Consider the following 15,956-nt stretch of genomic DNA (forward strand, 5'->3'; position numbering starts at 1 on the left):
CATGAAAATGCACCTGATCATATTCGCCGCGCTGCTGAGCCTATGCCAGCTCGCGGCCTGCAAAGAGGACGAACCCCGCGCCCCGCAGGGCGGTCCGGAGGAGGTCTCCTACCCCCACCGTTACTACATCGACCCCGAAAACGGCTCCTACTACAACACCGGTCACTCCCCCTCGCAGGCGTGGGAGAGCGTCGACCGCATCCTGGAGCGATCATGGAAGGCCGGCGATACGATTCTCATCAAACGCGGCACGGTCTACAACGGGTCGCTCACGCTGCGCGGCAGCGGTTCGGCCGAGGCGCCGATCGTGCTGGGTTCCTACGGGGACGAGAGCCTGCCCCTGCCCGAAATCGCAGGCGGCGGAAGCTATGAAGCCATCCTGATCCGCAACGTTCAGTACTGGGAGCTGCAAGACCTGCGGATCACCAACAAAGGCGAAGCCCCGCGGCCCAAGATCGCCGGCATCCGCATCGAGGCCGACAACATCGAGGGCGGCGTGATGAACCACATCCACATCCGCCGCTGCGAGATCGCCGATGTCTACGGCACGAAAACCCACCACAACGAAGGCGGCGGCTCGGGCATCTTCTACTACAACGTCATCGGGGGTCCGAACCCGTCGTCGTTCCACGACCTGGTGGTCGAGGAGTGCCGGCTGACCGACTGCCAGCGTGACGGACTGACGGGTTACCTCTCGACGGGCGACCGCTCGCTGCGCAAGGCCAACACGGGCTTCGTGTTCCGCCGGAACGTCTTCGAGGGCATTCCCGGGGACCAGATCATCGTCAACGGCTGCGACGACGCCCTCGTCGAATACAACATCGTGCGCAACTGCGCGCCGGGCGATTTCGCCGACGAGAGCGTCCCCAACCGCATGGAGGCCGCCGCAGCCCTGTGGTGCATCCACAGCGACGGCACCGTCTTCCGCTACAACACGGTGCAGGACCACAAGGCCACGTGGGACGGACAGGCGTTCGACGTCGACCAGAACTGCCGCAACACGCTCTTCGAATACAACATCTCCTACAACAACACGGGCGGCTGGCTGATGCTCTGCCCGAGCGACGTGGCGTTCGACCGCAATTTCGTCTCGCAGGAGGGCACGGTGGTACGCTACAACGTCAGCATCAACGACGGCACGCGCGACTACGTGAAGGGCAACGGCCAGACCCTTTCATCGACGATCGACGTGGTGGGACGCGTGGGCGGATGCCATTTCTACAACAACACCGTCATCAAAACCCGCTCCGCCGCGACGCACGCCGACAACACGGCCATCACGTTCGACAGCTACACCAATATCGAGGGGTCGCTGGTCTTCACCAACAACATCTTCTACAACACCACCGGCACGGCCAATCCCTTCACCAAGGTCGGCACGGGCGAGTTCATCGACGACCGGGGGCTGATCCTGCGCAACAACTGCATCTGCGGCTACCAGGAGGGAACCATCCCCGGCTCGGGCGGCCACAACGTCGGGACGATCCTCACCGACCCGAAATTCGTCCGGCTCGTGGAGGAGTTCACCGCCAGCAACAACCTGGTCGACAAAGAGCAGATCCTCGCAGGGTTGCAGCTGGCCGCGGGATCGCCCTGCATCGGTGCGGGCGCCGAAATCGCCGACGAGCCGGTATTCCCGCTCACGACCGATTTCTGGGGCGAGCGCATCGGCAACGCACGCAACATCGGGGCGTATAACCATTAAAACCAAAGGCCATGAACAAAATCATCCGAAATACCGCTCTGGCAGCCCTGTTCGTCGTTCCCCTGTGGATCGGCGGCTGCAACAAGGACAACGATTTCTACGAAGTGGGACGCCAGCCGGTGACGCTGACCCGCCCGGCGATCGACACGGTCATCGTCCTCAACCACGAACATCCCGATTCGCTCTACACCTTCGCGTGGAGTTCGCGCCGTCATTTCATCGACTACAAGCTGCGCTTCGGGCTGGACGAGCAGTTCACGACCTCCTGCGAACAGAACCCCGGCGTGAGCGACTCATGGCGGCTGTCGACCATGCAGCTCGACTCGGTGCTGAGCTCCATGAACGTCGCCATCGGCGCTACGGTGAAGCTCTACTGGACGGTCGAAGTGGTCGATCCCGAGGTCGGCTGGTGCGACGAAGTGCGGCGGCTGACCGTCACGCGCTGCGAACTCCCGACAGGGCTGATCCTGCTCCAGAGCCCTGCCAGCGAGGCGAAGATCGTCCTCGACAGGAAAACCCCCGAAGCCGAGGTCGTCTTCGAATGGGAGTGCCCCTCGACCGTCCCCGATTACACGCTGCACATCGGCCTCGACGCCGGGCTTTCCGGCGAAGGGACGATGACCGTGGCCTGCCAATCGGAGACCTCGCACGCCTTCACCATGCAGGAATTGGACGACTGGCTGGCGGCGCAGGGTATCGAACGGAATGCCGAAACCCCGGTCTACTGGCAGGTAACGGGCACAGGCGACCTGAACAACCCGATCGAGAACAGCGCCGTGCGCACGGCCACCGTCCGGCGCGTCACGAAAGACCCGGTGGCGCTGACGCTCGCAGAACCCGCGACCGACGCCGAGCTGCTGCTCGACGCGGAAAAGGCCGACGAAGCGGTGAAATTCGCGTGGGCCTGCGACACGACGGGAATCACGTACACCCTGCGGCTCCACGACGCCGAATTCGACAAGAGCGCGACCTTCAGCACGGGCGAAACGACCTCCTGCGAGATTTCGCAGGGCGATCTGGACCTGCTGCTGGAACAAACCTTCGGCATGGTCGCCTCGCAAAAGAAGAAATTCACGTGGAGCGTGACACCGAGCGACGCGGAGTTCGCCGCGGCCGACGAAACCGAACGGATCGTCTACATCCGGCGCTTCGAGGCCGTGACCGCCGCCGACCCGATCACCCTCACCGAAGGTCCGGCCGACGGAACGGACTACACCCTCGACTATGCCCGTAAGGACGAAAAGCTGACTACGGCGGCATGGACCTGCAATGCCCGCGGGGTCACCTATGCGCTCGAATACAGCCTCAACGCCGACATGAGCGCCTCGAAGACCCGGCCCCTGACGGCCGAGAAATCCGCCGCGCTGACCCATTCGCTGCTCGACGACATGCTCTCCGACCTGGGCGGCGCCTACCTCACCCGCACGATCTATTGGCGCGTGACCTCGACGGTCAGCATCAAAACCGCACCGTCCGAGACCCGGAGCCTCCGGCTGACGGGCATGCTGCGCCCCTACACCGACCTGCGCGATCCGGCCAGCCCGGAGACCTACGCCGTAGTGAAAGTCGGCGAGGATATCTGGATGGCCGAGAACCTCCGGGCCATGTCGTACAGCGACGGAACGGCATTCACGACCGTCGACGTCATTTACGGAAACCCCGCGGCCAAAACTTTCTCCAACGGCCTGATCGGCGATGCGAAAGTGCGCGGCGTCTATTACAGCTGGCCGACGGCTCTGCGGACCTACGAAGAGGCCACCGAAGCCGAAGACACCCGCATGCAGGGCGTCTGCCCCAAGGGGTGGCACGTTTCGACCATGCAGGAGTGGAAAGCCGTGCAGGCCGCCGCGGATTACAGCGCCGCACGGGTCAAGTCGGCGCAGTACTGGACCGGCAGCACGGGCACGAACGACACGGGGCTGAGCATCGTTCCGGCCGGCAAGTTCTGGCACGGCAACGTCGGCGCCCCGGACAATGCCGACGACAAGGCCAGCTTTTGGACAACGACCAAGACCGATGCCACGACGGCCCAGATGTTCGAGGTGTTCGGCTGGAGCAACGAGATCGTTCCCTGGAATTTCAATTCGCGCCCGTGGAGCGAGGGCGACGGCACGGCCTCGATGCTGGTGAACGTACGCTGCGTCCGCGACCGCGACTAAACCGAAGAATCCGGGCGGAATGCTCCGCCCGGATTTTACAAAACCGTCCGATGAAACGCACACTATTTTACATCTTGCTGTTTTCCGGCCTGCTCATCGTTGCCGACTGCTGCGCCCGGCCCGTCGTCGGGTTCATCACGAACGGCGAGGGATGCAACGTCGACTGGCGGAAAGAGTTGCCGGAATACGACGTAGCGGATGCCGGGGAGAAGAATTTCCTGCTCTCGCAGCAGTCATGGAACCTCGACGAACGGCTGCTGAACCGTCGTCCGGACTGCTGCGTGGTCTATTCGGGCCTGCCGGAAATCCTGCTCGGGCAGCCGCTTCCACGCACGTTGGAGGCTTACCGCACGATCTGCGAACGACTCGATGCCGCAGGGACCAAACCCGTGATACTCCTGACACTTCCGGCATCCGGGGAGCATCCCGGTCTGAACGACCGCATCGCCCGGCTCAACGAAGCGCTGAGAGCCTTCGCCGCAAGCCGGAATTACGCCTGTTCGGCCCCCTCGGCCGGCCTGACCGAAGGGAGTTGCCTGTCTGCGGAATACACCTCCGACGGGCTGATGCTCAACGAGGCCGGGCTCGCCCGGTTCGCAGCCAACATCCGGCAGATCCTCGGCGGAATGCTCCCGTCCGGAGAGCCCCTCCCGGCCTCCGTCCGCGCGAACCTGGCCAGCGAAGTCATCCGGCGAATTCTGGCCGAATCACCCGCAAAAGTGCGGATTGTCCTGCTCGGGGATTCGCTGACGGCCAACGGCAAGGACTGGAATCCCCGGCTCGGACGGAACGACGTCCGGAACGCCGGGCAGGGCGGCTACCTGACCGGACAGATGTTGTGGATGCTGGATACCTGCGTGATCGCAGCCCGTCCCGAAATCTGTTTCGTCCTGGCGGGCATCAACGACCTCTTCAACGACATCCCTCCCGCAATCGTTTTCGCCAACCAGCGGCAGATCGTCACCCGCCTGATCGCAGGCGGCATCCGTCCCGTCGTCCAGTCGGTGCTCTTCGTCCACGACAATACGGCGCTGAATGCACGGATCGGGGAACTCAACGCCCGGCTCCGGGAGTGGTGTGCGGCGAACGGGATCGACTGGCTCGACCTGAACCCGGAACTCGCGGACGCCGACGGCCTGAAACGCGAATACACCACCGACGGCACCCACCTCACGGAACAGGGCTATGCGATCTGGTCCGGGCGGCTGCGGAATTACCTCGACAACCGAAACACGAACCTCTAAAACCCGAACGAACATGAAAAAACTGTTTTCCCTGCTGTGCGCCTGCTCGCTGTCGTGCGCGGCGCTCGGAGCCGGTCCCGAAGCGAATATCGTCCCCCGCCCCGTATCGGTCGTCCCCGGCGAGGGGACTTTCACCCTAACTGCCTCGACCGTGATCGGCACGGGCCGGGACGCCCGGCTGCGGCGCATTGCCGAACTTTTTGCCGAAACCGTCGAACCGGTGCTCGGAGGCCGCATGAAAAGCGCCGCCGGAGGTGCCGTCAGCCTGGCAACAGACGATACGCTGGCCCCCGAAGCGTATGTGCTCGAAATCACGCCGTCGGGCGTCGCAATCCGCGGCGGCACGGCGCAGGGCGTGTTCTACGGCCTGCAAAGCCTGCGCCAGCTCGTCGTGAACGGCTACGGCGTCCTGCCCGTCGTGACGGTGAAAGACCGTCCGTTCTTCGAACACCGCGGAGGCATGCTCGACTCCGGCCGCTATTTCTGGACCCCGGACCAAGTCAAAGAATTCATCGACATCCTCGCCCTGCACAAGATGAACCGCTTCCACTGGCACCTCACCGAGGATCAGGGCTGGCGCATCGAGATCAAAAAATACCCCGAGCTGACGCGGATCGGGTCGGTTCGGCGGGAGACGCTCGTGGGCCATTACGCCAATTCGACCGAATACGACGGAACACCCTACGGGGGATTCTACACGCAGAAAGAGATTCGTGATATCGTGAAATACGCCGCAGACCGCTTTGTCACGGTGATCCCCGAGATCGAACTGCCGGGACACGCCGTGGCGGCGCTGGCTTCCTATCCATGGCTGGGCTGCCGGGGCGAGGGGTATGAGGTCCGCACGCGCTGGGGCGTCAGCCCCGAAGTCTACTGCCCGGGCAAGGAAACAACGTTCGGATTCCTGCAGGACGTTTTCACGGAGGTCCTGAAGCTGTTTCCCTCGGAGTATATCCACATCGGCGGCGACGAGTGTCCGAAGGAGAGTTGGAAAACCTGCCCGATGTGCCAGCAGCGCATCAGGGACGAGGGCCTGAAAGACGAATTCGAACTCCAGAGCTACACCGTGCGCCGCATGGAGAAATGGCTCGGCGAACACGGCCGCAAGATCATCGGCTGGGACGAAATCCTCGAAGGCGGAATTTCACCCACGGCTACCGTCATGTCGTGGCGCGGATCGAAGGGCGGTATCGCCGCCGCCAAAGCCGGCAACCATGTCATCATGGCGCCGAACGATTTCTGCTACCTAGACTACTACCAGACGAAAGACCCGATGAAGGAGCCGCTGGGCATCGGCGGATTCGTCCCGGTCAGCAAATCCTATGTGCTCGACCCTTACAACGGACTTGCACCGGAGGAACGGCCCTACATACTCGGCGTTCAGGCGAACCTCTGGACGGAATATATCTTCACGTCCACACACCTGAAACACATGCTGCTGCCGCGCCTGGCGGCCATCGCCGAGGTGGGCTGGTCCTACGACCGCAAGGACTTCGCGGATTTCAGGCGCCGCATGAACTCCTTCCGCAAATGTTACGATGCCTCGGGCTATAACTACGCCACCTATTTCTTCGACGGCAAGGACGAATAAAAACGAACGGGAAACAATCAAAAGATTGTTTCCCGTTCGTTTAAACAGAGAGGCGAAACCCGGAATGCCAATTCGTTATCCGCTTTGGCTTCCTGAACAAATCAAAGTTCGATCACGGGGGCATTTGCCCAATCGACCAGTTTATCGGCTGCGGCCAAATCCGTAAAGGGAAAATCCGTAAGCAACCGACGCAATTTCCCTTCGGCACCCTTCAATCCCACATAAGATTTAAATCTCCGGGGCCACGGCAACTCGTCAATCATAGGCTGCCCGGCATCGAGATCGCGCGGATGAATATACGAAATCATGTATTCGGACTTCTCCTCGGCCCATTTTCGAATCAGCCAATAGGGAAACAGCCGGAAATATCCGCCGCCGGAGAAGATGATGTGCCGTCCGCCGATCTCCTTGGTACATATCGGAAACTCCTTGATCCTCATGCCTTCATGACTGATAATACTCGGCACGGCCTTGCCGTAAGAAGGAATGCCGCCGTGCGCGTGATGCGCCGGAAATACCGAACAATCGACCTCGATCCCGCACTCCCGGATAACCTCGAAAGCCCAGGCTTCGCTATTGCGGATCGAAAAGCCCGGTGCACGGAAATACCGCACCGGCTTTCCGGTGATATCCTCCAACAAACTGACCGAAGCGCTCACATCCTCCTTGAAAGCCTTCCGATTCTGCTGCCATACGAGTTGGTGGTTCATCGTATGGCTCCCGATTTCGTATTTTTCGGCGATGCGCCGCACAAGATCCGGATAAGTCCGGGCAATCCATCCGATCACGAAAAACGTCGCCCGCGTATCCGTATCTTCGAGAATCCGGAAAATGCGCTCCATATTCTCGTAAATGCGGACCGGATACCGGACCCACTCCGCCTCGGAGCGTGTAGAGTCATTGTCGAGGAGGTGGAACCACTCCTCGACATCGAACGTAAGTATGTACATGACATTTAGCGACCGGAAGAAATCAGCCGGTCATAACAGAGTTGGATACAATAAGATATGAAAAATATAACGGGAAGAATGACCAGTACGAGATAACCAGCCTTCCACCACTCATTTTCAGGATTGTATACGAACAGGCCGCAATAATATATCTGCCGATGAAACAAATAAGCAGCCATACTGCCGTAACTGAAAAAACGAATCGGTTTACCGATGCAGGACCAATTGGCCAGCCGGTTCGAACCCGACAACAATAAAAAGGTCCCGACAAATCCGCCGACCATCATCACCAATGCATTCGGTCGGCACAGCACCCATCCCAAACAAAGTAAATAAGCGATAACTCCGGTTATTAACAGAGCTTTCGATGCGTATAAATGAGCCTGCGTGCGGGGGGGGGTATGCTGCGCAAAAAGGACACCCGCCGTATAGACGGTAAAATAATAGAAGAACCGGTTGTCCACCCCCGTATGGAACACGGCTTTGAACAAGGCGACTCCCGCCATGATCCCGCTGTATACAACTAATTTGTGAACGACACCGCCCCGTTGCAAAAAAGGAGTGAGCAAATAAAAACCGATCAACATGGAAACATACCAAAGCGTATTGATTTGCGGAGCGAAAAAAGTCGAGACTCCGAGCACTCCTTTCCACGTCTGTTCCCAGTTATTGAATCCAATCAACAACAAGGTAAGAGCCGACAGCACGAAAAGCGGATAGAGCCGAAGCAGGCGTTTTGCATAGAAAGCCCGAATCTGCGTCCAATTATTGAATTCGTTCTTTCCGGCAAGGAAATAGGCAGAAATAAAGGTGAATGTACCCAAACATCCCCAAGTTACCATCCGGGCCCATTGCAATTCATGCAGGGGAGAGAACAAATATTCAGACAAATGATAAATTCCCACAACCCAAATCATCGCAACACTTCGTGCGATATCGTATTTCATATCCCGCATAACACCTACTTATGTTTGCTTTTCCGGAAATCGGCACTCGCCAGTTTCTTGATACCGCCTAAAAATCCGGCGATCATCGGCAACGGATCGCTCCACGCCCCGTCGGCATAATACACGTTCTTTCCGAAAAACCGGAACCAATTCGGCCGGGTATGGAAACGGTCCCCGCTTTTATAAAACCACAGTAACTCGGTTGCAAAATTCCGCAATATCTTTCCCGGCATGTACCGATACGACTTATAACCGTTCCCAAGCGCCCGGTCTACCATCACCTCGGCAAAGTTCACCCCGGATATAAACGACGCTTTAATTGTCCCCGGAACTCTTGGATTGATCTCCATCAATTTGACAATGCCGTCGCGAGGGTCTTCGATACAATCGAAATCAGCCATCCCCACCCAATCCAGATAATCCAGAACACGAGCATACAATCCGACCAAATCCGGGCGTTCAATGGTAAGGTTGCAAGTACTCGTTCCCCCGTCCAGCGGATAATAGCGGCTCTTTTCGTAAACGCTCGAAGCCACAATCGCCCCGGACTCGCTGCGATATAGTTGGACTTTGTATTGAGTTCCCGTTTGCGGAATGAATTCCTGAATACAACTTGCTCCAAACTTTTGTACCGTAGTCTGGTAATATCGTTCGAAATTCTCCCGGCTATGAATTATCTTGATTCCTTTGGCTCCGGCACCCAGATTGGGTTTTATCAAGCACGGATATCCGACATAACCGATCGCCTTCTCATATCCGATCTTTTCCGGATTCGCAGTTCGGGGATGGGGAATCCCCAATGCTTTGCAAGCCTCCATCAAGAGCTCTTTATCGTGTCCCCGAATAAATACCTCCCACGCGGGAATATCCACCTTGGAACCCGAAGTCTCGATCTCCGCCTTATGACGACTTGCAAATTCAGCCGTATCATTGAACAGCGGAATCACCAGATCTTGCGGATGCATCCGGATATACTCAAGCAGAAAATTAAGATAGGCCGTTTCATCCGTCTTGGGAGCAGGACACAATACGCGATGGCGGGCATATCGGGAAAAATATCCGTAAGAAATCCGGTCTTCGCAAAAAATCGTAACCTCCGCATTCAAACGGGTCAAGGCCTTCATCATCGGCAACGCCTGAATCGTATGGCCGTCCAACAGTAAAGCCCGTAATTTCATATAAATAAACTTTCGTACTTTTTGCAAATAATACTCCACAAATATCTGCGCCGAGCAATTGCATACATTGCATCAGCAACCCTTTTCCGTTTCAACTCATCCGAAGATCGGATACAACGGATCAAAGTCTTTGAATCTTCAAAATACAAAGCTTTGTATTCCGTTGTTTCTTTGTTATACACCACATCGTAAGCAATAATTGGAAGGTGGAGATTCATGGCTTCAACTAAAGATGGATTCGTTCCACCCGCACTATGCCCATGTATATAAAATTTACAATTACTACGAAGCAGGTTTATTTCCAACGCATCATAAATAGGATTGAATAACTTTATATTTTTATACTTGGTGTATTCCGCCATCATTCTTCTACCAAATTTGCTCCGGTTCCAATTACCAACCAAAACCAATGTCTCTTCGGGTAATTGAGCAAACGCCTGTAATAACATTTCTATATTGTTTTCCGGTTCAATACGGGCAACCTTAAAACAGTATTGAGCTCGTTCAAGACTATATTTTTTTCGTAGCTTTTCATCATCTTCCACTTGAAAAGCATTATCACCCCCATACTCTATCAATTCAGAATTTCTATGGTATGTTTTTAACACATAATCTTTTATCCCCTGATTATCCGAAATACAGATATCCGCATATTTTGCAGCCAAACGTCGAGCAGCACCAATTATGCATTGAGAAAAATGGTTGAACTTCGCTCTACGATTATCCAACCCATCCAAATTTATAATGATCTTTTTCCGAGAAAACAATCGCAGAATCGGCAAAATAAAACTCCCGACCGTCCCTAAAGATAAAATTACATCGCTTACGAAATACGCATGAATTAAAGAGATCGAATCGTATAATATAGACTGCCATCCATTCGCATTCATTGGCCAATAAACCAACTTTGCCCCTTTGTACGTATCAATTCTTTTTTCCCGTTCATATGCTTTCGAACTACAATACACTATATACTGTATTTCTGAATTGATTTTTTTATCTATAAGATTGTCAACCAATGTTTCATATCCCCCATATTTCGCAGGAACTCCGACAGTTCCTATAATTGCAACTTTCATAAAAACAATGTTAGGCAATGATTTGTTTCATTTTATCAGCAAGCTCTCCAACAACACTTTCCCGTGAAAAACGTTGTGCAGTATATAATGCATTTTGAACCATCAAACTGCGCTCGGTTTCTGGCATTTGCACATATCGCATAATCGCGTCAGATATCGCGTCTGCATTACCCGGCGGCACTAAAAAACCATTATATCCATCTTTTAAATAGGATGAAATTCCTCCTATATCAGATCCGACGACAGGTGTTCCGCATGCCATTGCTTCAATTCCCACAAGACCAAGGCTTTCAGAATATCTGCAAGATGGGAATATCAACAAATCAAAATTACTATAAAAACAGTACAACTCAGTTTGCGGAACTCCATTCTTTAACTGAATACGACTTTGCAATTCAAAAACTTTTATACGCTCTCGAAGAGCAGATTCTGCAGGCCCATAACCAATGAAAGTTGCTTGATAGTTTAATGTTTTTTCTATCTGTTTCAAACTATCAAGCAATTCAAATACGCCTTTATCTGATTCCAACCGCCCAACATAACCGATATGAAACATTTTATCCTGAATCTTGGAAATACTAGGATGAAAAATATTACAATCAATCCCCCCGGATGGCGAAACCACGATTTTATCCGACTTACACAAATGCCGGTCCTGCAAAATTGTTCTAAAATAATCAGACGGAACAACGATCAAATCAGCTCGTGAAATCAATCTATCACTACACCGCCCCAGCAGCCCGGACAATCCACAAGGCTTGTATAGCAAATCTTCCCCGTGATAGTTGAGTATCATTCGTTTCCGTTGGATCAACCGCAACAACAATAACAACGGAGCTACCTGATTGGGAAAATGAACATATATAGCATCGTAACGCCTGAAATAATAAATCATTATCCGAAAATAAAGTAGCAAATATTTCCGGATTTTTGCCAATCGACTGGCACCTCTTCCTTCTATAACTGCCCGATAACGAATATCAGCACCGTATAACGGAAGGGCATCGGCAACATTCTTGACAAAGACTCCATACCCCGGGTGCAACAGACTCGGATACATGTTAGATATGAGAAAGAGTTTCATATTGTTTATAACGATTGTATATTACCCCTATAATTATCCAAAAAAACAAGGAAAAAGGTCTTGTAATTATTATTTGATTAAAAAGCGGAGCTGTTATCAAACAAATGAAAAGAGACCGAATGATAAAACGGGAATTCATTATGTCATCGGGGACGACCATATTGCACAATGTTTTATATAATTTATAATACATCCCTACCAGTAAGCCAAAACCTACAATACCATAGTAAATAATTAGAGCCACGTAAAATTCATCCTCAAATGCATGCATATCTTCAACAGTCTGCAACATGGAAGGAACAATAGGATATGCACTTATTTCATTAAAAACAATCTCTCTATCTGGCGTCACTCCGAAAAAAGTACTCAGAGAACATTCTTTTAAAAAACAAGGTAATGTATAGACAATCAGTCCCAATCTCGAATGCAAAGAATCCTCAAATACAACCCAATAAAAAAGATCCCAAAACATCCATAACAACCAAGATGCGATGATTAGTATTATAATTAGCACCGAATATTTTACGACCCGATATTCAAGACCAATAAATAACGCGGCTAAAGCTATGATTAACGCAGCTTTAGACCCAGATACAAATATGAGAAACAGAAAAAAAATATCAAGCACGGGCCGAGGCAGCAACCTATTCTCAAATCTCTTCTGATTAATAAAATAAATATAGGCGATCACCAAAAAAAAAGCGTAATCTATCGTATTAGGGAATATACCTGAGATAGATTCTATTGGAGATACACTTAATACAACTGGCGGATCAACCTCTTTTTCGGGCTTTACAGGGGAAAAAAAAGCAGCAGCTTGTTCTCCACCAATAATTTCTATCACTCCTATTAAAAGAAGAATTCCGGAGATGATTTTAAAATGAAAAGTAAATATGTTGTAAACTTCATCAGAGAAAGAAGTTTTTGATATAAAATAAGATAATGGAACAAATCGGAACATAATTCCAATATGTGCCATTGTTGTACCTAAGCTACCACCTTGAAATATCGCCGAAATAATTGCGAACAGGAAAAATAGCAAGAAAAAGCACCAATACCTAGTAGTACTCGGGAAAAAACAATCCGTTTCTCGTAATCGAAAAGTGAAAACAAAAAATATGAGCGGTAAAGTATCAAGAATTCGCAAAAATATAATAGCTGCATCATTAGGGACACTAAGCAATGCCATCAACCAACCTGAAAATATAATCAAGTAGGTATATAAAACGACAAGTTTTATGATAATATTATGAATGACGAATGCTTTCACTTCCCTGAATTTTCCAAGATCACACTACCAAAAATATTCTTAAATGATTCTTATTGAAAAATTTTCTTAAAAGCATCAAACGTTGCGTCTTCACTATATTTTTCAAGATATAAATTACGAGAATATGGATTAAATGACGTTATATTATTCCCCATAGACCGGAACGTATCAATAAACATTTCTGCAGTCTGGCAACCATACATACAATTGGAATCCATGTCATAGCCTTCAAATGCTTCTTTTGTTCCCAAAATATTTTTACCATACATCAAAGCCTCTGCTGTTTTTGTTTTCATTCCTGAGCCTGAAAAAATAGGCATAACAACAACATCTGCATCATAATAAAAATCTTCTAAATTAGATACAAACCCCCAAACAGATATTCTATCGGAGGTAAATTCTCCTTTATAACGATCCATTCCCTTACCGACAATTGTAAGATGACCCGAGATATAAGGAAAAACATATTTAATAAACCACCGAATACCTTCAATATTCGCAAAAAAATCAGACCCCACGAATAAGATTTCAAGAGTTTCTTTCTTTTGGAGTTGGGGACTTATGACCTTATTGGGATTAAAAGTATCCGCATACGCAATTGGTATAATACATCCAATCGAGGCGCTACAACTCATTCTTTGTGCATCACGCTTATTTAAAAATAAGAATTTATCACAATACTTAGCTATCAATTTTTCACTATAACACGCTTTAAAATAAAATGGCAATACTCTTATACCATTCACTCGAAGCATCTCACGTCCAAAGTGTTTTTCAATATTGTGGAAACAGCAAATAATACAGATATTGGGATAATGTCTCTTTATTGCCTTAGCAACAAAACCTAATAACGATTGAGATAAAAAAACATGCGTATACCTTTTCTGAGAAAGTTGGTTTAAAATCCTTTTCTCAACCCGCTTCGTATAGCCATTTAGTCTACACGATAATAGTTTCTGCAAACGACTTATTTTTTGGGGTTCAATAATATCGACTCTGTTGTTAGACAGTTTATGAAGAAAATCTATGTTTCGTTTATTTAGGACATCTGCTCCACTAGATATCGTTTTAACATCTTTTCCAATATAGAGTATTGTCAAGCACATGGTATTAAGATAAAGAATTAATGAGCTATATTCTTTAATATTCTTTTTACAAAGAGTTTCATTCCATCAAGAAACAGAAATTGAATCAAAAATAGAATTATACAAAAGATAAAACTTATGACCATTCCATACTCCAAAAAGGCGCTGATATTTTGGAACGGATCAATAGAAAAACAACATATTACACGAGATACTATTAACATGCACACTATTAATGCAACTATATGTTTCGCATACATTCTCACATATATCCACAGCTTCTCTTGCAAGCCTTTTCGGAACAGGAAATAGGGCTTCCAGCAAAATACCACGATCAAAAGGCTCAGCAGAACGCCTGCGAGAATTCCATGCAGGCCGAAGAACCAGCCCAGCAGAACCGACATCCCGATATTGATCGACGCTTCGACCACTGGAGCCCAAATATCACTGAACAAACCGTAAGCATTGATATAAGCATCCACCGTATACCGCATAAGAGTAATATACAACGTTGCGACCATCAAACCCAGCGTCAGGTTGTCCAGCACGTATTCGGGACCTATCCAGAGCGTAATGAAAGCCGGCGTGAGCATATAGACTCCGAAACAGACCGTGCAGCTCAACAGAAACCGCACCGAGAACAACTCTTCGAATACCGACATGATGCGCTCTTTGTTTCCTTCGGCCACCAGATTCCCCACACCGGCATTCATGCTGTTGAACACGGCGCCCATCAATGAGGTGATCCCCAGAATAATAAGCATGTAATTTCCATAGAGCGCCACCAATGTCAGCGAAGCATAAGCGTAAATGATGATCGGACTGGTCTGCGTCAAAGCGAAACCTCCGATCTTATGGAAAAACAACTGTTTGATCTTGGTGATAACGTCGGGATATTTCCGGCTCAGCGTCTTTCCAGCCGACAGGTCGGTCCGCAGGTAGGGATATGTCCTCCGGATCACCGCATTCAGCGCCACCGAGGCCACCGCGGCAAAGCCCACTTCAAGCGCCAGCCACCAGACATATCCGTTGTCGAAGTATTTGATCGCTACTATCTGGCACAACGTTTTCACCAGCATCGACGCCTTGTAGCTGTACTGAATCTTGTACTCCTTCTGGTCGGCCGACAGGACGATCTGCTTGTAGTTGACGAAATAGCTCAGCAGAGCGCTCACGAGCAACGCGCCGAACGAGGCATAGGCATACCACAACGGCAGCGGCATCTTCTCGAAAATCCATGGGAAGAAGCACATCAGGACCGCAGCACCGGCTATCACCACCCAGGCGATCCGGCGGTACATCCATCCTTGCAGCGATACGATTTCGTTGATCGCGGCCGTATCCCGGTCGAACAGCGGCCTGTACAGCGTGCAGGCGATCGCCGACCCGATTCCCAGCTCCGCAAGATTCAGAAATTGCAGCAGGTTGGTCGCCGTGGTATTCAAACCCAGCACCTCCGCGCCCAGATGGTCGAGGAAAATCTTGCGCGAAAAAAATTGCAGGATCAGGTTCACAAAGTAGAACCCAAGCGCCACCGTGCTGTTTTTCAGGCTCTTTGCCGTGCGCGATTCCGCAGCCATTGATAATCAACGAATCAAATGAAAGTCCCGAATGCCCTACGACCGGCTTCCGTACATATTCGCGTAATAATTCTCATACTCTCC

12 protein-coding genes are annotated in these 15,956 nt (G+C 51.1%); 4 read left to right on the plus strand and 8 right to left on the minus strand.

Translation table 11 applies throughout. From position 1 onward, the window contains the following. Position 1: 1 nt before the first annotated feature. The 4 genes from BLU78_RS10830 to BLU78_RS10845 are packed head-to-tail and all read left to right on the plus strand — an operon-like array spanning position 2 to position 6,699. The gene (locus BLU78_RS10830) at positions 2-1,705 is read left to right on the plus strand and encodes a right-handed parallel beta-helix repeat-containing protein (RefSeq protein WP_010265601.1); all 1,704 of its coding nucleotides are present in this window, start codon (positions 2-4) and stop codon (positions 1,703-1,705) included. Between the two features lie 11 nt (positions 1,706-1,716). Beyond that, entirely contained in the window at positions 1,717-3,864 is a 2,148-nt protein-coding gene (locus BLU78_RS10835) for a SusE domain-containing protein (protein ID WP_010265604.1), read from the plus strand. A 50-nt stretch (positions 3,865-3,914) separates the two neighbouring features. After that, entirely contained in the window at positions 3,915-5,108 is a 1,194-nt protein-coding gene (locus tag BLU78_RS10840) for an SGNH/GDSL hydrolase family protein (RefSeq protein ID WP_010265608.1), read from the plus strand. A gap of 13 nt (positions 5,109-5,121) precedes the next feature. Then, entirely contained in the window at positions 5,122-6,699 is a 1,578-nt protein-coding gene (locus BLU78_RS10845; protein ID WP_010265611.1) for a beta-N-acetylhexosaminidase, read from the plus strand. A gap of 101 nt (positions 6,700-6,800) precedes the next feature. Here BLU78_RS10845 and BLU78_RS10850 read toward each other — a convergent pair whose 3' ends face one another. The 8 genes from BLU78_RS10850 to BLU78_RS10885 all read right to left on the minus strand — a co-directional run bounded on the left by BLU78_RS10850 (position 6,801) and on the right by BLU78_RS10885 (position 15,872). Further along, the gene (locus BLU78_RS10850; RefSeq protein ID WP_336469876.1) at positions 6,801-7,541 is read right to left on the minus strand and encodes a polysaccharide deacetylase family protein; all 741 of its coding nucleotides are present in this window, start codon (positions 7,539-7,541) and stop codon (positions 6,801-6,803) included. Positions 7,542-7,654: 113 nt separating this feature from the next. After that, on the minus strand, positions 7,655-8,605 hold the full coding sequence (locus BLU78_RS10855; RefSeq protein ID WP_010265632.1) for an acyltransferase family protein: 951 nt from the start codon (positions 8,603-8,605) through the stop codon (positions 7,655-7,657). Positions 8,606-8,610: 5 nt separating this feature from the next. After that, positions 8,611-9,813 (minus strand): carboxylate--amine ligase, encoded by a 1,203-nt coding sequence (locus tag BLU78_RS10860; protein WP_231290980.1) that lies wholly within the window; start codon positions 9,811-9,813, stop codon positions 8,611-8,613. Next, on the minus strand, positions 9,771-10,853 hold the full coding sequence (locus BLU78_RS10865) for a DUF1972 domain-containing protein (protein WP_044106682.1): 1,083 nt from the start codon (positions 10,851-10,853) through the stop codon (positions 9,771-9,773). Before BLU78_RS10865 ends, BLU78_RS10860 begins: the two co-directional genes overlap by 43 nt. Positions 10,854-10,863: 10 nt before the next feature. Further along, the gene (locus BLU78_RS10870; protein ID WP_010265641.1) at positions 10,864-11,937 is read right to left on the minus strand and encodes a glycosyltransferase family 4 protein; all 1,074 of its coding nucleotides are present in this window, start codon (positions 11,935-11,937) and stop codon (positions 10,864-10,866) included. Beyond that, positions 11,915-13,207, minus strand: a complete 1,293-nt coding sequence (locus tag BLU78_RS10875; protein ID WP_074712088.1) for a hypothetical protein — start codon at positions 13,205-13,207, stop codon at positions 11,915-11,917. The genes BLU78_RS10870 and BLU78_RS10875 overlap by 23 nt, the downstream gene beginning before the upstream one ends. A gap of 50 nt (positions 13,208-13,257) precedes the next feature. Then, entirely contained in the window at positions 13,258-14,307 is a 1,050-nt protein-coding gene (locus BLU78_RS10880) for a glycosyltransferase (RefSeq protein ID WP_026020825.1), read from the minus strand. 23 nt (positions 14,308-14,330) lie between these two features. After that, complete coding sequence (locus BLU78_RS10885) at positions 14,331-15,872, minus strand: lipopolysaccharide biosynthesis protein (protein WP_074712090.1); 1,542 nt, start codon at positions 15,870-15,872, stop codon at positions 14,331-14,333. Positions 15,873-15,956: the final 84 nt, after the last annotated feature.

Source organism: Alistipes timonensis JC136, from assembly GCF_900107675.1.
In the GTDB taxonomy this organism is placed as follows: domain Bacteria; phylum Bacteroidota; class Bacteroidia; order Bacteroidales; family Rikenellaceae; genus Alistipes; species Alistipes timonensis.